The 14,656-nt window shown below is 60.1% G+C and carries 18 protein-coding genes and 3 pseudogenes; 13 read left to right on the top strand and 8 right to left on the bottom strand.

What is annotated here, in order from left to right:
- The first annotated feature begins 9 nt into the window (after nucleotides 1–9).
- Genes eco through ACQRAX_RS18485 form a run of 3 tightly spaced genes read left to right on the top strand, consistent with a single transcriptional unit; the run spans nucleotide 10 to nucleotide 2,795 of the window.
- Nucleotides 10–489 (top strand): serine protease inhibitor ecotin, encoded by a 480-nt coding sequence (gene eco / locus ACQRAX_RS18475; protein ID WP_412040846.1) that lies wholly within the window; start codon nucleotides 10–12, stop codon nucleotides 487–489.
- A gap of 33 nt (nucleotides 490–522) precedes the next feature.
- Nucleotides 523–2,484 carry an acetoacetate--CoA ligase gene (locus tag ACQRAX_RS18480; protein WP_412040847.1) on the top strand — a complete coding sequence of 654 codons (1,962 nt, stop codon included), beginning with the start codon at nucleotides 523–525 and terminating at the stop codon, nucleotides 2,482–2,484.
- 35 nt (nucleotides 2,485–2,519) lie between these two features.
- Nucleotides 2,520–2,795 carry a peptidylprolyl isomerase gene (locus ACQRAX_RS18485; protein ID WP_038611202.1) on the top strand — a complete coding sequence of 92 codons (276 nt, stop codon included), beginning with the start codon at nucleotides 2,520–2,522 and terminating at the stop codon, nucleotides 2,793–2,795.
- Between the two features lie 9 nt (nucleotides 2,796–2,804).
- Here ACQRAX_RS18485 and ACQRAX_RS18490 read toward each other — a convergent pair whose 3' ends face one another.
- Nucleotides 2,805–3,431, bottom strand: a complete 627-nt coding sequence (locus tag ACQRAX_RS18490) for a LysE family translocator (RefSeq protein ID WP_412040848.1) — start codon at nucleotides 3,429–3,431, stop codon at nucleotides 2,805–2,807.
- Between the two features lie 158 nt (nucleotides 3,432–3,589).
- On the opposite strand from ACQRAX_RS18490, the gene ACQRAX_RS18495 reads away from it, so the two are divergent.
- Together ACQRAX_RS18495 and ACQRAX_RS18500 are read left to right on the top strand one after the other, a co-directional pair.
- A complete protein-coding gene (locus ACQRAX_RS18495) occupies nucleotides 3,590–4,450 on the top strand; it encodes a helix-turn-helix transcriptional regulator (protein WP_412040849.1) in 861 nt (286 codons plus the stop codon).
- Nucleotides 4,451–4,528: 78 nt separating this feature from the next.
- Nucleotides 4,529–5,152, top strand: coding sequence for a LysE family translocator (locus ACQRAX_RS18500; protein ID WP_412040850.1), 624 nt, complete (start codon nucleotides 4,529–4,531; stop codon nucleotides 5,150–5,152).
- Here ACQRAX_RS18500 and ACQRAX_RS18505 read toward each other — a convergent pair.
- Nucleotides 5,130–5,825 carry a metallophosphoesterase gene (locus ACQRAX_RS18505; RefSeq protein ID WP_412040851.1) on the bottom strand — a complete coding sequence of 232 codons (696 nt, stop codon included), beginning with the start codon at nucleotides 5,823–5,825 and terminating at the stop codon, nucleotides 5,130–5,132. The genes ACQRAX_RS18500 and ACQRAX_RS18505 overlap by 23 nt on opposite strands.
- Before the next feature lie 76 nt (nucleotides 5,826–5,901).
- Between ACQRAX_RS18505 and ACQRAX_RS18510 the strand changes: the two genes are divergently transcribed.
- The 3 genes from ACQRAX_RS18510 to ACQRAX_RS18520 all read left to right on the top strand — a co-directional run bounded on the left by ACQRAX_RS18510 (nucleotide 5,902) and on the right by ACQRAX_RS18520 (nucleotide 7,135).
- Nucleotides 5,902–6,420, top strand: a complete 519-nt coding sequence (locus ACQRAX_RS18510) for a DUF3016 domain-containing protein (RefSeq protein WP_412040852.1) — start codon at nucleotides 5,902–5,904, stop codon at nucleotides 6,418–6,420.
- A gap of 57 nt (nucleotides 6,421–6,477) precedes the next feature.
- Entirely contained in the window at nucleotides 6,478–6,762 is a 285-nt protein-coding gene (locus ACQRAX_RS18515) for a hypothetical protein (protein WP_412040853.1), read from the top strand.
- A 118-nt stretch (nucleotides 6,763–6,880) separates the two neighbouring features.
- On the top strand, nucleotides 6,881–7,135 hold the full coding sequence (locus tag ACQRAX_RS18520; protein WP_412040854.1) for a hypothetical protein: 255 nt from the start codon (nucleotides 6,881–6,883) through the stop codon (nucleotides 7,133–7,135).
- A 78-nt stretch (nucleotides 7,136–7,213) separates the two neighbouring features.
- On the opposite strand, the pseudogene ACQRAX_RS18525 reads toward ACQRAX_RS18520, so the two are convergent.
- Nucleotides 7,214–7,300 (bottom strand): annotated as a pseudogene (locus ACQRAX_RS18525) (TOBE domain-containing protein); the annotation flags it as partial.
- A 58-nt stretch (nucleotides 7,301–7,358) separates the two neighbouring features.
- On the opposite strand from ACQRAX_RS18525, the pseudogene ACQRAX_RS18530 reads away from it, so the two are divergent.
- The 3 genes and pseudogenes from ACQRAX_RS18530 (at nucleotide 7,359) to ACQRAX_RS18540 (ending at nucleotide 10,669) form a co-directional block, all read left to right on the top strand.
- Nucleotides 7,359–7,668 (top strand): annotated as a pseudogene (locus tag ACQRAX_RS18530) (integrase).
- 71 nt (nucleotides 7,669–7,739) lie between these two features.
- Entirely contained in the window at nucleotides 7,740–9,326 is a 1,587-nt protein-coding gene (locus ACQRAX_RS18535) for an ABC-F family ATPase (protein ID WP_412040855.1), read from the top strand.
- 143 nt (nucleotides 9,327–9,469) lie between these two features.
- On the top strand, nucleotides 9,470–10,669 hold the full coding sequence (locus ACQRAX_RS18540) for an MFS transporter (RefSeq protein ID WP_412040856.1): 1,200 nt from the start codon (nucleotides 9,470–9,472) through the stop codon (nucleotides 10,667–10,669).
- On the opposite strand, the pseudogene ACQRAX_RS18545 reads toward ACQRAX_RS18540, so the two are convergent.
- The 3 genes and pseudogenes from ACQRAX_RS18545 to ACQRAX_RS18555 form a co-directional block, all read right to left on the bottom strand.
- Nucleotides 10,653–10,992: pseudogene (locus ACQRAX_RS18545) on the bottom strand (dienelactone hydrolase); the annotation flags it as partial. The gene ACQRAX_RS18540 and the pseudogene ACQRAX_RS18545 overlap by 17 nt on opposite strands.
- Nucleotides 10,916–11,131, bottom strand: coding sequence for a hypothetical protein (locus ACQRAX_RS18550; protein ID WP_412040944.1), 216 nt, complete (start codon nucleotides 11,129–11,131; stop codon nucleotides 10,916–10,918). The gene ACQRAX_RS18550 and the pseudogene ACQRAX_RS18545, both read right to left, overlap by 77 nt.
- Before the next feature lie 125 nt (nucleotides 11,132–11,256).
- Complete coding sequence (locus ACQRAX_RS18555) at nucleotides 11,257–11,868, bottom strand: FMN-dependent NADH-azoreductase (protein ID WP_412040857.1); 612 nt, start codon at nucleotides 11,866–11,868, stop codon at nucleotides 11,257–11,259.
- A gap of 128 nt (nucleotides 11,869–11,996) precedes the next feature.
- On the opposite strand from ACQRAX_RS18555, the gene ACQRAX_RS18560 reads away from it, so the two are divergent.
- Nucleotides 11,997–12,905, top strand: coding sequence for a LysR substrate-binding domain-containing protein (locus tag ACQRAX_RS18560; RefSeq protein WP_412040858.1), 909 nt, complete (start codon nucleotides 11,997–11,999; stop codon nucleotides 12,903–12,905).
- Nucleotides 12,898–13,257, top strand: a complete 360-nt coding sequence (locus ACQRAX_RS18565) for an MmcQ/YjbR family DNA-binding protein (RefSeq protein WP_412040859.1) — start codon at nucleotides 12,898–12,900, stop codon at nucleotides 13,255–13,257. The genes ACQRAX_RS18560 and ACQRAX_RS18565 overlap by 8 nt, the downstream gene beginning before the upstream one ends.
- Here ACQRAX_RS18565 and ACQRAX_RS18570 read toward each other — a convergent pair.
- Both ACQRAX_RS18570 and ACQRAX_RS18575 read right to left on the bottom strand, forming a co-directional pair.
- Nucleotides 13,250–13,696 (bottom strand): DUF1294 domain-containing protein, encoded by a 447-nt coding sequence (locus ACQRAX_RS18570; RefSeq protein ID WP_412040860.1) that lies wholly within the window; start codon nucleotides 13,694–13,696, stop codon nucleotides 13,250–13,252. The two genes, ACQRAX_RS18565 and ACQRAX_RS18570, sit on opposite strands and share 8 nt — an antisense overlap.
- Before the next feature lie 4 nt (nucleotides 13,697–13,700).
- A complete protein-coding gene (locus ACQRAX_RS18575; protein WP_412040861.1) occupies nucleotides 13,701–14,531 on the bottom strand; it encodes an undecaprenyl-diphosphate phosphatase in 831 nt (276 codons plus the stop codon).
- Nucleotides 14,532–14,656: the final 125 nt, after the last annotated feature.

The following is a 14,656-nucleotide window of genomic DNA, read 5'->3' on the forward strand; positions in this document are numbered from 1 at the left end:
GGAGGCCTTATGCGCCCAATCCCTTTCACTGCGTTGCTCACCCTGACCCTGGCTGTCGGTACTGCGGTACAGGCTGCCAGCCTCAAGGATGTCGCGCCCTACCCCGAGGCCGAAAAAGGCTTTAGCCGTCAGGTCATCCACTTGCCCCAGCAAGCCGACGAGTCGGCGCTCAAACTGGAAGTCCTGGCGGGCAAAACCCTGCAGGTCGACTGCAACCGTCAGCACCTGGGCGGCAGCCTGCAAGAGCAAACCTTGCAAGGCTGGGGCTACAGCTACTATCGCCTGGAAAAGGTCATGGGCCCGGCGTCGACGCTGATGGCCTGCCCGGACACCACCAACAAGCAAGCCTTCGTACCGGTGGTCGGTGACGGCTTCCTGCTGCGCTATAACAGCAAGCTGCCGGTGGTGGTTTACGTGCCTGAAGGCGTCGAAGTCCGCTACCGCATCTGGACGGCCTCAGAGGACGTGAAGCACGCTACAGTGGAATAAGACGCTGCAGCTACAACAACAGAGGAACGCGGCATGAGTGAAGTGCTCTGGCGCCCAAGCAAGGCGCGCATTCAGGCCAGTCGCATGGATGCCTTTCGCCGCGAGGTCAATCGCCGGTTCGATCTGCACCTTAGCGACTATGACTCATTGCACCGCTGGAGCATCGACCAGCGTGCCGCGTTCTGGCAAACCCTCGCCGAGTTCTTTCACGTGCGCTGGCATCAACCTGGCACACAAGTACTCGACGAGGGCCCACAAATGCCCGATGCCCGCTGGTTCAGCGGCGCCACCCTGAATTTTGCCGAACACCTACTGCTTCGGCGAGACGCGCACCCGGCAGTGATTGCCGTGCGTGAGGATGGCGAGCGACGAATCATCAGCCATGTCGAACTGGCCGAACAGATCGCCGGCTTGCAGCGTAGTTTCCAGGCCGCTGGCATTGGCGCAGGTGATCGCGTTGCCGCCTGTATGCCCAACTCCTGGCAGACCCTGGTGGCCATGCTCGCTTGCACCAGCCTGGGCGCCATCTGGTCGTGCTCCTCCCCCGAGTTTGGCACCCATGGCGTCATCGACCGTTTCGGCCAGATCGAGCCCAAGTTGCTGTTGGTTTGCGCAGGCTATCAGTACGCCGGCAAGACCCTCGAGCAGGTTGACAAGATTAACGAGGTAGTGGCCCAACTGCCGAGCCTTGAACAACTGCTGGTGGTGCCCTACACCCGTACGCATACCCGCAGCGATGAGTTCCACAGCAGTGCCCGCGTCAGCTTGTGGGACGACTTTTACCAGGCTGGCGGCGAGCCGCAGTTCACCCCGCTGCCCTTTGAGCATCCGCTATATATTCTTTACTCCAGTGGCACCACCGGGGTGCCCAAGTGCATCGTCCACAGTGCCGGTGGCGTACTGCTGCAGCACCTCAAGGAACATGGCCTGCACAATGATTTGGGCCCGGCTGACGTGTTGTTCTACTACACCACCTGCGGCTGGATGATGTGGAACTGGCTGGTCAGCGGCCTGGCCGTCGGCAGCACACTGGTGCTATACGACGGCTCGCCCTTGCACCCCGGCCCCGAGCGCTTGCTCGATCTGATCGACGACGAAAAGATCAGCGCCTTTGGCACCAGCGCCAAGTACCTGGCGGCGCTGGAGCATGCGCATGTCCAACCCCGCCTGAGCCATCGTCTGGATTCGCTCAAGCTGTTGCTGTCTACCGGCTCGCCGCTGTCGCCGGAGAGCTACGATTATGTCTACCGCGAGTTCAAGGCGGACCTGTGCCTGGCCTCGATGTCTGGCGGTACCGATATCTGTTCCTGTTTTGTCATCGGCAGTCCGCTGCTAGCGGTACGCCGTGGGCAAATCCAGGGCAAGAGCCTGGGTATGGCCGTGGAGGTCTGGGATGATAACGGCCAGGCGCTGATCGGCGAAAAAGGCGAACTGGTCTGCACCCGGCATTTTCCCGCCATGCCACTGGGCTTCTGGAAGGACCCGCAAGGCGAACGCTTTCATGCCGCTTACTTCAGCCAATTCCCCGGCGTCTGGGCTCAGGGTGACTACGCCGAGCAGACGCCTGAAGGCGGCATGCTGATCCATGGCCGTTCGGATGCGGTGCTCAATCCTGGCGGGGTGCGCATCGGCACTGCGGAAATCTACCGCCAGGTGGAGAAAATCGACGAGGTGCTGGAGAGCGTTGCCATTGGCCAGCGTTGGCACAACGATGTGCGCGTGGTGCTATTCGTGCGCCTGCGCGAAGGCCTGCAGCTCGACCAGACGTTACAGGCGCAGATCCGCGAGGTCATCCGCAGCAACACCACGCCACGCCATGTGCCGGCGGTGATTGCCGCCGTCAGCGATATCCCACGCACCATCAGCGGTAAGATCGTTGAGTTGGCGATTCGCAATGTCGTGCACGGGGAACCGGTGAAAAACACCGACGCCCTGGCTAACCCCGAAGCCCTTGAACAATTTCGTGACCGACCGGAGCTGCGTGATCAGGCATAATGCGCGGTTTTAGCGCGTTACGAAGGTACCTCGAGATGAAAGCACAGGCCCGGCACATTCTGGTCAAAACCGCCGAAGAAGCCGAACAGCTCAAGCAACGCATCGCCAAAGGCGAGGCGTTCGATGTGCTGGCCAAAAAGTATTCGACCTGCCCTTCAGGCAAGCGCGGCGGCGATTTGGGCGAAGTCCGCCCAGGGCAGATGGTAGGCGCCATCGACCAGGTGATTTTCAAAAAACCGCTACGGGTGGTGCACGGCCCGATCAAGAGCAAGTTCGGTTATCACCTGGTCCAGGTCTTCTATCGCGATTGAACCCCCTGCTCAGGCCCGGCGTGCTGCCAATAGACCGATCCCGGCGCAACCGAGCAATGTGGCGCTGACCCGGTTGAACAAGCGCCGTGGCCCAGGCTGGTTGAACCAGCGTTGCAGGTAGGCACCGAGCCAGGCATAAATGGCAATCGCCGCCCATTCCAACAGCAGGAACAAGCCACCGAGCCAGGCAAACTGCTCGGACACCGGCATGGGGCTCGCGACCTGCACGAACTGCGGCAGAAACGCGGTGAAAATCAGGATCGCCTTGGGATTGCCGGCCGCCACCAAAAATTCCTGGCGCGCCAGAAGCAAAGTGCCAGCCTGGCGTACGGTACAGTCACTGGTGCTTGCCACCGGGGCTCGCCACAATTGCCAGGCGATGTAGAACAAATACGCGGCGCCAAGCAACTTGATCGTCAGGAACAGGTACTCGCTGGTGTGCAGCACCACGGCCAGGCCCATGGCCGCCAGAACGATCATCCCGGCGAACGCCAACAACCGGCCGATCCCGGCAACACAGGCAATACGCAAGCCATAGCGGCTGGCATTGTTCAGCGACAATAGATTGTTCGGACCCGGCGCCATGTTCAGGGCGAAGCAGGCAGGTACGAACAGGGCGAGTAACGCCAGGTCCATGAGGGTTCTCCAACAGCGTGAAACGCCAGATTCGGGTCCAGCGCCCCTGTGTGTCAAGGTACAGTTGTGCACAGAAACTGTGTTTACCTGCTGAAGGTTGACTTCTACGGCGCAATGAACTTGCATGTTCATCCCCTTCATTGCCGTCGAGACAACTCATGAGCAGGGTGCAGCACTCGCCACCGCAAGCGGACAAGATCATCCCGCGTGCCACGGAGCAGCACTGCGCCTTCTGGCGTGACCCGGCCCTGCCCTTCGTCGAAAGCCGCCAGGCCTGCCAAAGCCGGGCGTGCTACAAGGCGCACAGCCACCCGACCTTTTCCATCGGTGCAGTTGACGACGGCAGCAGCCTGTTCACTGGCGCCGGCACAGGCCAGAGCCGCCTGCTGCCCGGCACGCTGGTGTTTATCCCAGCGTACTGTGTACACGCCTGCAACCCAGAGCTCGATGCTTTCTGGAGCTATCAAATGGTGCACCTGGATGGCGCCTGGTTGCAGGCCCTGCGCCTGGAGTCTGGCCAGGCGACCCGCGCTGGTGAACCGGCGCGAATAAGCGGTGACGCGGGTCTCTACCAGCGCTTCTGTCGGCTCAACGACATGTTGTTTTCCCACGCAGATACGGCTGCAAAAGAAGCGGCATTAATCGAATTTGTCGGCGACTACGACGCCAGTGCACATCCGCCACTGGCAAGCTCTATGTTGCCGCAGCTACCGCACAGCACGCTGAAGGCCTTGTTGCTGCGCCTTGAAGAGCCAGCCAACCAGCTGTTGACGCTTGGCGAGCTGGCCGCACTGGCGGGCATGGGCCGCTATCAATTGATCCGCGCCTTTCGCGCCGCCACCGGGCTGACCCCACATGCTTACCAGTTGAATCAGCGAATCAACCTTGCGCGTGACTGGCTGCGTCGCGGCACACCCGTGGTGGATATCGCCTATGATCTGGGTTTTGCCGACCAAAGTCATTTCCAGCGCGTATTCAAAGCCCATACCGGCGTGACCCCAGGGCTTTATCGCAACTAAAGCCGTGCAATTTTCTTCAATACCGCCACAGCATCCTGCCCGGACAATGGCCAGCCCTCTTGCTGAAGATTGAGCCTCATGGAGCAGTTTCTGATCGTTGCCGCAACGCATTTTCTTGCCCTACTGTCGCCCGGCCCTGATTTCTTCTTGGTAACACGCAGCGCCATGAGTGCCGGCTGGCGCGTTGCCACGGGTGCTTGCCTGGGGATTGCGCTGGCCAATAGTGCGTTTATCCTGGCGGCCTTTGCCGGCCTCTCGGCGCTACAGCCGCACTGCACCCTGTTTATCGTCATTCAGTTGGCAGGCTGCGCTTACCTGCTGTACATCGGCAGCCTGTTCATCCGCCATGCCGGTAGCAGTTCACTGCACGCAGACGACAACCGCCAGCCGCCAACCCTTCAGGCAACCTGGCGGCAAGGCCTGGGTATGGGCCTGCTGTCGGGGCTGCTCAATCCCAAGAACGCGTTGTTCTACGTCAGCCTGGCGAGCATGGTCAGCCAGGCCAGCCTAGGCTGGAAGTTGTTCTACGGCCTATGGATGTTCAGCGTGGTGTTGGCCTGGGATGTGCTGGTGGCGATGGCCATCGGCAACTTGCGCATAAGGCGACAATTCTCGCGGTATTTGCCATGGCTTGAGCGGGTAGCGGGCGCTGTGCTGATCGCATTAGCGCTGGCGGTGATCATCCACTTGCTGTGGCGTTAACCAGGCTCAGGCTGTTCAGCGCCAGCAGGCTGAAATGACCACGGGACCAACCGCCGGTATCGATGTGCCAGATGTTGCCTAACACTTTCACCTGCTGCAGCGGGGTGTGGCCGACGATCAATGCACGCAAGCCGCTGATAGGGTGGTGATCAGCCACCTGCAGCCGGCGTCGCGACCATTGGCAATATTCCTGAAGTTTGGGCGGCACTTCACCTTGCAGGTGTTCGCACAACTCGGCCCAACTGGCACAAGGGCAGTCGGCATGCAGCACACCGACAGGGCCATCCGCTGTCTCGACTTCCAAAGCCAGCGGCATGCGCGCAAAACGCTCGGCAAAACGACCCTGTTCGGGCGCTGGCAAGTCAAGGAACCAGCCTCCGCCAGCAGCCCGGTACTGAGCGTAATCCAGCCAGCCACCGCTGACATGGGTCACCGCCAGTGCCTCGTGGTTGCCCTGCACCGCATGGAACCAGGGTTGTGCCAGCCAGTGCAGCGCCTGAAGGCACTCCGGCCCACGGTCGACAAGGTCACCGACACTGAACAGGCGGTCTACCGCCGGATCGAAACCGATCGCCCGCAACGCTGCCTGCAGGCGCTGAAAGTGCCCGTGGATGTCACCCACGGCATAATCCCGGCCCCGTGTATTGATGGCAAACCGCTCGATCCGACTCACGCTGTTCTCCCCTCACCAGCGGCTTTGGCAGGCGTACAATAAAAGCTGTGCATACAGTGGCACCTGGAGGTGAATCATGCGCCCTGCCCTGACCTTTGTCGCCTTGAGCCTATTGGCGTCGAGCAGCCTGGCGCAAACGCCGCCAAGCACCTCGGTCGAGGTCAATTACGACAAGCCCGATCACTTTCGCGATGCAAGCCTGAACAGTAACGGCTACGAACGCGGTGCCGACGAGCAGGTGATGAAGGAACTGCGTAGCTACCTGCAGGCACTGGGCAAACGCTACCTGCCGCCCGGTCAGACCTTGCGTATCGATATAACCGATATCGACCTGGCAGGCCGTTACGAACCCTGGCACGCGCAGGCCTACTCAATCCGTTTTATGCGCGACATCACCTGGCCCAGTATTGACCTGCATTACGTGCTGTCGCAACAAGGTCAGACGCTAAGTCAGGCCGATGCGCGCGTGACAGACAAATTCTACTTGCAGCGTCCAGGCCGAAGCACCAGCAATGATCGGTTGTACGCGGAAAAGGCCATGCTCGATGAGTGGTTCCGCAAACAATTCGCGGTGCAACAACACACTTCGTCCTGAACCGATCGATCAGCGCGACAGTCACAACCTGTGTGAACTGTGCAGAGGACACTTCCAATGGTCACTCACTTCAAAGTCGCCGGCCATTTCGCTTGCGGTCACCATGGCAACAACCTGATCTCAACCCGCGAACTCAACCGCGTCAAGTGCCGCAGCTGTCGCAACACCGATGCTTACAAGGACGCACGACGCGAACAGCGTAACGCTGCCCGCCGTGCCGCACGCAAGGCCAAGACGCAACATACCGCCAACGACTGGCGCGCCGCCTGGGTTGAACGTCTGACTGCCATGCCTGGGTTGCAACGCTTACCCCGAGGCTTTCATGACCAGGTTTTTGTCTGATCCCGCCCACACACGCTCCTACTCAATGGTTCGAGCGTGAACTATTCTCAGCACGTTGACACGAGCGTGCTCTTCTCGCGTCGTCATGGCTGGCTTCATTCCTTTCGGGAGAACCGTTATGAGGTATTTGGCAGCGTTAATCGTCGCATTGACCTTCGGCAGCAGTGCCTTTGCCACCGACTGCGACGACAAGATCAAACAGCTGGAAGACATAGCGAAAAGTGATGGTCAAGCCCTTGACGGGGGTAAGGCTGGCGAGTTCCGCGAATTGCTGGAGCAAGCTAAAGAGGCGCAGAAGGCAGGGGATGAGGCGTTGTGCAACTCTTCGGCCGAACGTGCGTTGGGCATCTACAAGGTGGGGCGAAGCAAGTAAGCTGAAACCGTGTTCACCTGCGGCGGGATCTCAACCGCCCCGCCGCAGATGGGTTATCAGACCGGCACACCCAGAATGATAGTCCTTCGAACCACCCGCCAACTCGATCACCACTTCAGCATTGACCGCACCATTAGCGACGCTGAGCACCTTGCCTTGCAGACATAGGTTCAGTCCAATGCATGCCCAAGGCAAGCCCCGCTGCTTGGTCGATCTTCATCCGATGGCTTCGAATTCCGCCACCCGACCAGTCCATTTGTGTTCCAACCGGGCAAAGGCGGGATGTGGATCAGTGCGTCAAGTGGTACAATCGCGCCTTTCAAGCTCGCGCTCGCAGCGCTGGCATCCGTGAACGTCGTCAGTACGACACGCGCCACACCTACGCAACCATGTGCCTAATGGCTGGGATGAACCCCGCGTTCATCGCGAACCAGCTCGGCCATAGCGTCGAGATGTTGCTCTCTACTTACGCAAAATGGATCAGCTCCTCCTCGGATTGGAGGGAGCTGGAGAAGCTGCCGGCTAGAGTCTGATTGGCCCAAAACTGGCCCAAAACAGACGACGGCACCTAAACACACCTCTGGAACCCCCGCAGGATAAGCACTTGATTTCTACCGCTAACATCACCATGCAGTTCGGCGCCAAGCCATTGTTCGAGAACGTCTCGGTCAAGTTCAACAACGGCAATCGCTACGGCCTGATCGGCGCCAACGGCTGCGGCAAGTCGACCTTCATGAAAATCCTCGGCGCCGACCTGGAGCCTTCCGCAGGCCAGGTCATGCTTGAGCCGAACGTACGCCTGGGTAAACTGCGCCAAGACCAGTTCGCCTACGAAGAATTTACCGTGATCGACACCGTGATCATGGGCCACGAAGAACTGTGGCGGGTCAAGGCTGAGCGCGACCGTATCTATTCGCTGCCAGAAATGACCGAAGCAGACGGCATGGCCGTGGCCGAGCTGGAAACCGAGTTCGCCGAAATGGACGGCTACACCGCCGAATCCCGTGCCGGTGAACTGCTGCTGGGCCTGGGTATTCCGCTGGAACAACATTTCGGCCCGATGACCGAAGTAGCACCAGGCTGGAAACTGCGCGTGCTGCTGGCACAGGCACTGTTCTCCGACCCTGAAGTGCTGCTGCTCGACGAACCAACCAACCACCTGGACATCAACACCATCCGCTGGCTGGAAAGTATCCTCACGGCGCGTAACAGCACCATGATCATCATTTCCCACGACCGTCACTTCCTCAACAGCGTGTGCACGCACATGGCTGACCTGGATTACGGTGAGCTGCGTCTGTTCCCAGGCAACTACGACGAGTACATGACCGCCGCGACCCAATCGCGCGAGCAGCTGCTGTCGGACAACGCCAAGAAGAAAGCCCAGATCGCTGAGCTGCAGACCTTCGTCAGCCGCTTCTCGGCCAACGCCTCGAAAGCCAAGCAGGCTACTTCTCGCGCCAAGCAGATCGACAAGATCCAGCTGGCCGAAGTCAAGCCATCGAGCCGGGTCAGCCCGTTCATCCGCTTCGAGCAGAACAAAAAGCTGCACCGTCAGGCCGTGACCATCGAAAAGCTGTCCAAAGGCTTCGACGGCAAGACCCTGTTCCAGAACTTCAGCTTCACCGTTGAAGCCGGCGAGCGCGTAGCGATCATTGGCCCGAACGGTATCGGCAAGACCACCCTGCTGCGCACCCTGGTCGGTGAGCTGGGCCCGGATGCCGGTGCGATCAAGTGGACCGAAAGCGCGGAGCTGGGCTACTACGCTCAGGACCACGCCCACGACTTCGAAGACGATGTCAGCCTGTTCGACTGGATGGGCCAGTGGACTCAGGGCGAACAGATGATCCGTGGCACCTTGGGGCGCATGCTGTTCTCCAACGACGAGATCCTCAAGTCGGTCAAAGTGATTTCCGGTGGTGAGCAAGGCCGCATGCTGTTCGGCAAGCTGATCCTGCAAAAGCCAAACGTGCTGATCATGGACGAACCGACCAACCACCTGGACATGGAATCGATCGAGGCGCTGAACCTGGCGCTGGAGAACTACCCAGGCACGCTGGTGTTTGTCAGCCACGACCGTGAGTTCGTATCGTCCCTGGCCACTCGCATCATCGAGCTGAGCCCGAGCGGCGTAGTGGACTTCAGCGGTACCTATGATGACTACCTGCGTAGTCAGGGTGTCGTGGTCTAAGCACGCATTGCATCTGCCAGCCCCACAGCACCTTGTGGGAGCTGGCTTTGCCAATGAACGTTAAAAAATAGATAGCCTGCTTTCTTTTATCCGCGCCGCCAGCGATCATGGGCCTTCTCCCCCGCCCGCCAGCGAACAAGCTCATGTCCGCGTTACAACCTGCCCCTGTCAGCACCCTCTCGATCACCCTGCAAATTCTGTCGATCGTCTTCTATACCTTCATTGCCTTCCTCTGCATCGGCCTGCCGATCGCGGTGTTGCCTGGCTATGTGCATGACCAATTGGGCTTCAGCGCCGTCATCGCCGGGCTGACCATTGGCTTGCAGTACCTGGCCACCTTGCTCAGTCGCCCGTTTGCCGGGCGGGTGGCCGACAGCAAGGGCACCAAGCAGGCGATCATCTATGGGCTGCTCGGCATTGCCATCAGCGGCGTGTTGACCTTCGTCTCGGCGATAACGGTCAATGTGCCGCTGCTGAGCCTCCTGGTGCTGCTTGTCGGGCGCCTATTCCTGGGCCTTGCCCAGGGGTTGATCGGGGTAGCCACCTTGAGTTGGGGGATCGGTGCGATGGGCGCCGAGCAAACCGCGCGGGTCATTTCCTGGAACGGCGTTGCCTCCTATGGCGCTATCGCCATCGGCGCGCCACTGGGCGTGATGGTCGCCGATCAGTTGAACTTCGCTACCCTGGGCCTGATGTTGACGGCATTGGCGCTGCTGGCACTACTGGTGATCCGCAACAAACCGTCGATGCCGGTGGTGCGTGGTGAGCGCTTACCGTTCTGGTCCGCCTTCGCCAGGGTCGCGCCGTGCGGTATGGGCCTGACCCTGGCCTCGATCGGCTACGGTACCCTGACCACCTTTGTCACCCTGTTCTACCTGGAGCAAGGCTGGACTGGCGCAGCCTGGTGCCTGAGTATCTTTGGCCTGTGCTTTATTGTTTCGCGGTTGTTGTTCGTCAACGCGGTCAGTCGCTTTGGTGGTTATCCCGTGGCCATTGCCTGCATGAGCACTGAAGCCCTGGGCCTGGCCTTGCTGTGGCTTGCCCCTAACCCGGCGCTAGCGCTGGTGGGTGCCGGGCTCAGCGGTTTTGGCCTGTCACTGGTCTATCCTGCACTCGGGGTGGAGGCGATCAAACAAGTGCCGGTGTCCAGCCGCGGCGCAGGCCTAGGCGCCTATGCGGTGTTTTTTGACCTGGCCTTGGCCATCTCCGGGCCGCTGATGGGGGCGATCGCCCTGCACCTGGGCTACGCCTGGATCTTCTGCATTGCTGCCTTGCTGTCGCTAACCGGAGTTGGCCTGACGCTGTTGCTGGCGCGCCGCCCTGCGGTCACTGCTCAGCCGTGATCTGCGCCTTACCAGGTTGACTCAGGGTGCGGGTGAAAAAATGCGCAGCGTCAGCCTGCAATGACCGATGAATACCTTCGCGATCCACGCCTTGCGGGTCATCGCACAGTGCCGCCATGTGCTGGCGTTGTTCATCATCGCACGCTGCCATAAAGACAAAATGCCCGGTAGTTAGGCGTCACCGGCTGCTTGCGCGCCAAGGCCTGAGCGTTCTTGTCGATGGCTACTAGCTGGTCGTGATCACCGTTATAGATCAATGCCGGTATCTTGACCCGAGCCAACGCGTGGCGACCGAACATCAAACTCAAGGGTGCCATCAGCAGCGGGTAGCGGCCGCGCATCCAGCGGATCGGCAAACACCATGCGGTGCAGTCCGACGCTCCAGCGCGGCACCGGCTCAGCGTTGGCCACCGCGACAACGCCAAGCCAGCCGAGGATCATAAACGCAGCGAATGTGCGCATTGGCGTCACCCTGCCCGGCTGATGATCCAGCATAAAGCCAGGCTGCGCGACGCAGATGAACGCTCAATGAAAAAACCGACAGTAAACAGAGTCTGCTGTCGGTTTTGGTAGCGCGCTGGCGATTATTACGCCACTGCAAACAGCTCGTTGCCGATCTGTGCTTGCGCTGCGCTCATGGCATTGTTGCGATGCTCTTCGCCATAGGCCAGGCCGTGGGCACGAACGATTTCCAGGTCGGTGACACCGATGAAACCGAGGAAAACCTTGAGGAACTCTTCATGCCCGACGCCAGTTGGTTGACCGGCATGCAGGCCACCGGCGGTGGACACCAGGATCACTTTTTTGTCACCGCACAGACCTTCAGGGCCAGCTTCGGTGTAGCGGAAAGTCTGGCCAGCAACGGCGACGCGGTCGATCCAGGCCTTGAGTTGGGTCGGGACAGTAAAGTTGTACATTGGTGCGCCAATCACTACCGCGTCGGCGGCGAGGAATTCTTGCAGGGTTTCGCTGCTCAGTTGAGCTTCATGCTGCTGCGCGGCATCGCGCATCGCTTCCGGGGTGCCAGCAGCCACCAAGGTAGCGGCAGAGAAATGGCTGATGGCATCGGCAGCCAGGTCACGATAAACCACTTCAAGGGAAGGATCGGCGGCTTTCCAGGCGTCAACCACGCTACGGCTCAGTTGGCGGGAGGCGGAATTGTCGCCCAGGATGCTCGAATCGATATGCAACAGTTTCATGGGACTCTCCTGAATGAAGACCGCATCTGGGCGATCACGATGAGGAGAATCCTACCTGGACGGCGAATAGCTGATAAGTCAGCAAAAATGCGTTAGTTTGTCCTACTGACAGGACAATGGTGAACACCATGCAAGACCTCAATGACCTCTTCTACTTCGCCCGGGTGGTCGAAGCCGGTGGTTTTGCTGCTGCCGGACGCCTGCTCGGGATCCCCAAGTCGCGCCTGTCACGGCGCATCGCCGAACTCGAAGAACGTCTAGGCGCGCGCCTGTTGCAGCGCACCACCCGCCAGCTAAAGTTGACCACCGTGGGCGAGCGCTACTTGCGCCACTGCCAGGCCATGTTGCTGGAAGCGGAAATGGCTGACGAAGCCGTGGCCAGCATGACCAGCGATCCACGGGGGCGCTTGCGGGTGTCGTGTCCAGTGGGGTTGGCTCATTCATTGTTGCCGCAAGTGATCAGCCGCTTTCTCCAACGCTATCCGTTGGTTCAACTGGACATGGTACTGCTCAATCGCCGGGTCGATCTGATCACCGAAGGCATTGATGTGGCCCTGCGCGTGCGCGACCTGGGCGATGAGGACCCGGCGCTGGTCACTCGCCGCCTACGCCAGGCTCAGATGTACCTGGTGGCGGCGCCCGATTTCGCCGCACTCCACGCGCCACTCAAGCCCGATGACCTCAATGGTTTGCCAGTGTTGGGCGCGGTGGACGCTGATCGTCTGGTCCATCTGCGTTTGCTCGATGCGCATGGTCATAAGCACGAACTTGCCCTGGAGGCACGCCTGGCCATTGACGATTTTGTCGTGCGCAAACAGGCCGCTATGGATGGCTTGGGCTTCACCGTCCTGCCGATCATGCATTGTGAGGAGGAACTGGCCCGTGGCGAACTGGTTCGACTGCTGCCAGACTGGTCGCTGCCGGGGGGGTATCTGCAAGCGGTGTATCCGCATCGGCGCGGCCTTCTACCCGCTGTGCGAGTGTGGATCGACCATTTAGTGGAATCGTTTGCCGAGTGTGGGGAGCGTTATGTCTAAGGGAAAAATCAATCCGGACCAGGTAGCGGACTTCTGTCTGAGCCTGCCCGGCGCACGCGAAGACTATAAATGGGGTGGCGTGCGGGTGTTCTCGATTGCCGGCAACAAGATGTTCGCGGTGCTGGATTTAGCCGGCGCAGGCTTGTCGTTCAAGGTCGACAGCGAGCTGTTCCTCGGTTACGCCGACCGTCCCGGCATGCGCCCGGCACCGTACCTGGCACGGGCACACTGGATCAGCATGGCGCCACCCTACCCGATGGCTCGCGAGGAGCTTTGCGACCTGCTGCAGCGCTCCCACCAGTTGGTGGTCAGGCGCCTGCCAAAGCGCCTGCAACCGGGCCTGCTTATCTGAGCAGCGGCCCCAGGGCGCTGCCCAGCCAACGGCCACCCAGCAGCAAGTGATCGATCCAGAACAGCTGATGCAGGGCAACGATGGCCCAGAAGCTCAGTTGAAACGACAGCTTCCGGGTTTTGTGCCGAAACGCCTGCTGAGCCAGCAAGGCCCCCGGCCAACCACCACACAACTCACTGGCGTGCAGGACGTTTTCCGGGGTTCGCCAGGCGCGGGCGCGGGCCTGATGCTTGTCCCGCCAATACAACGTAAAGCTGACCAGGCTGACCAATGGATACGCCACAGCGGGTATCCACGATTGGCCACTGAGCAGCATCTGCAGCGCACCAGCAAACGGCAGCAAACACAGGCCGACGAACACCAGCAGTTTACTGCGTGGATGCTGGACCGCACCGTTAGCACTAACGGCGCGGCGCACGGAAGGTTGTGGGCGGCTCATTGGCTCAACCGTGCGCCGTGGCCCAGTCGACCACACCGAACTGCCAGGTAGCGAGGATGATCAGACCAAAAACAATCCGGTACCAGGCAAACATCGCATAACTGTGGTTGGCGATGAAACGCAGCAGGCCGCGGACCGCGATCATGGCGAAGATGAACGAAACCACGAAGCCAATGGCGAACACTGGAAAGTCATCCGGCTGGAACAGTTCGCGGTACTTGTAGCCCGAGTACACCGCGGCGCCGACCATGGTCGGCATGGCCAGGAAGAACGAGAATTCGGTTGCCGCCTTGCGTGACAGGCCAAACAGCAAGCCACCGATGATGGTCGATCCGGACCGCGAAGTGCCCGGGATCATTGCCAGGCATTGGGTAAAGCCGATCTTCAGAGCGTCGCTCCAGCGCATGTCATCGACCTGCTCGACTTGCACCACATGCTCGCGGCGCTCGGCCCAAAGCATGATGACCCCACCGATTACCAATGCGGTGGCAACCGTGATGGGATTGAACAGGTACTCATGGATCAGGTCGGCAAACAGCACGCCCAACACCACCGCCGGCATGAAGGCAATCAGCAGATTGGCGGTGAAGCGTTGCGCCTGACGCTCCTTGGGCAACCCCAGGACCACGTCGAAGATCTTGCGTCGAAATTCCCACACCACCGCCAGGATCGCACCCAGCTGAATGATGATGTTGAAGGCCATCGCCCGCTCACCACCGAAATTGATCAGGTCGGCGACAACGATCTGGTGCCCGGTACTGGAAATTGGCAAGAACTCGGTCAAGCCTTCGACAATACCCAAAATGACGGCCTGCAGGCCGGTCCAAAGATCCATTATTCCCCCACGAAGCGATGCCGATGGCCCGCCCCCGTTGTAGTTTCCATAAGCCAAAGCCAGTTCGAATGCCCGGTCGTTATACAGCGACAGTTGGTCGCAAAGTCGGCAGAAAAGTTCAGCCG

Origin of the sequence: Pseudomonas sp. UM16 (assembly GCF_050312595.1) — a bacterium.
Taxonomy (GTDB): Bacteria; Pseudomonadota; Gammaproteobacteria; order Pseudomonadales; family Pseudomonadaceae; genus Aquipseudomonas.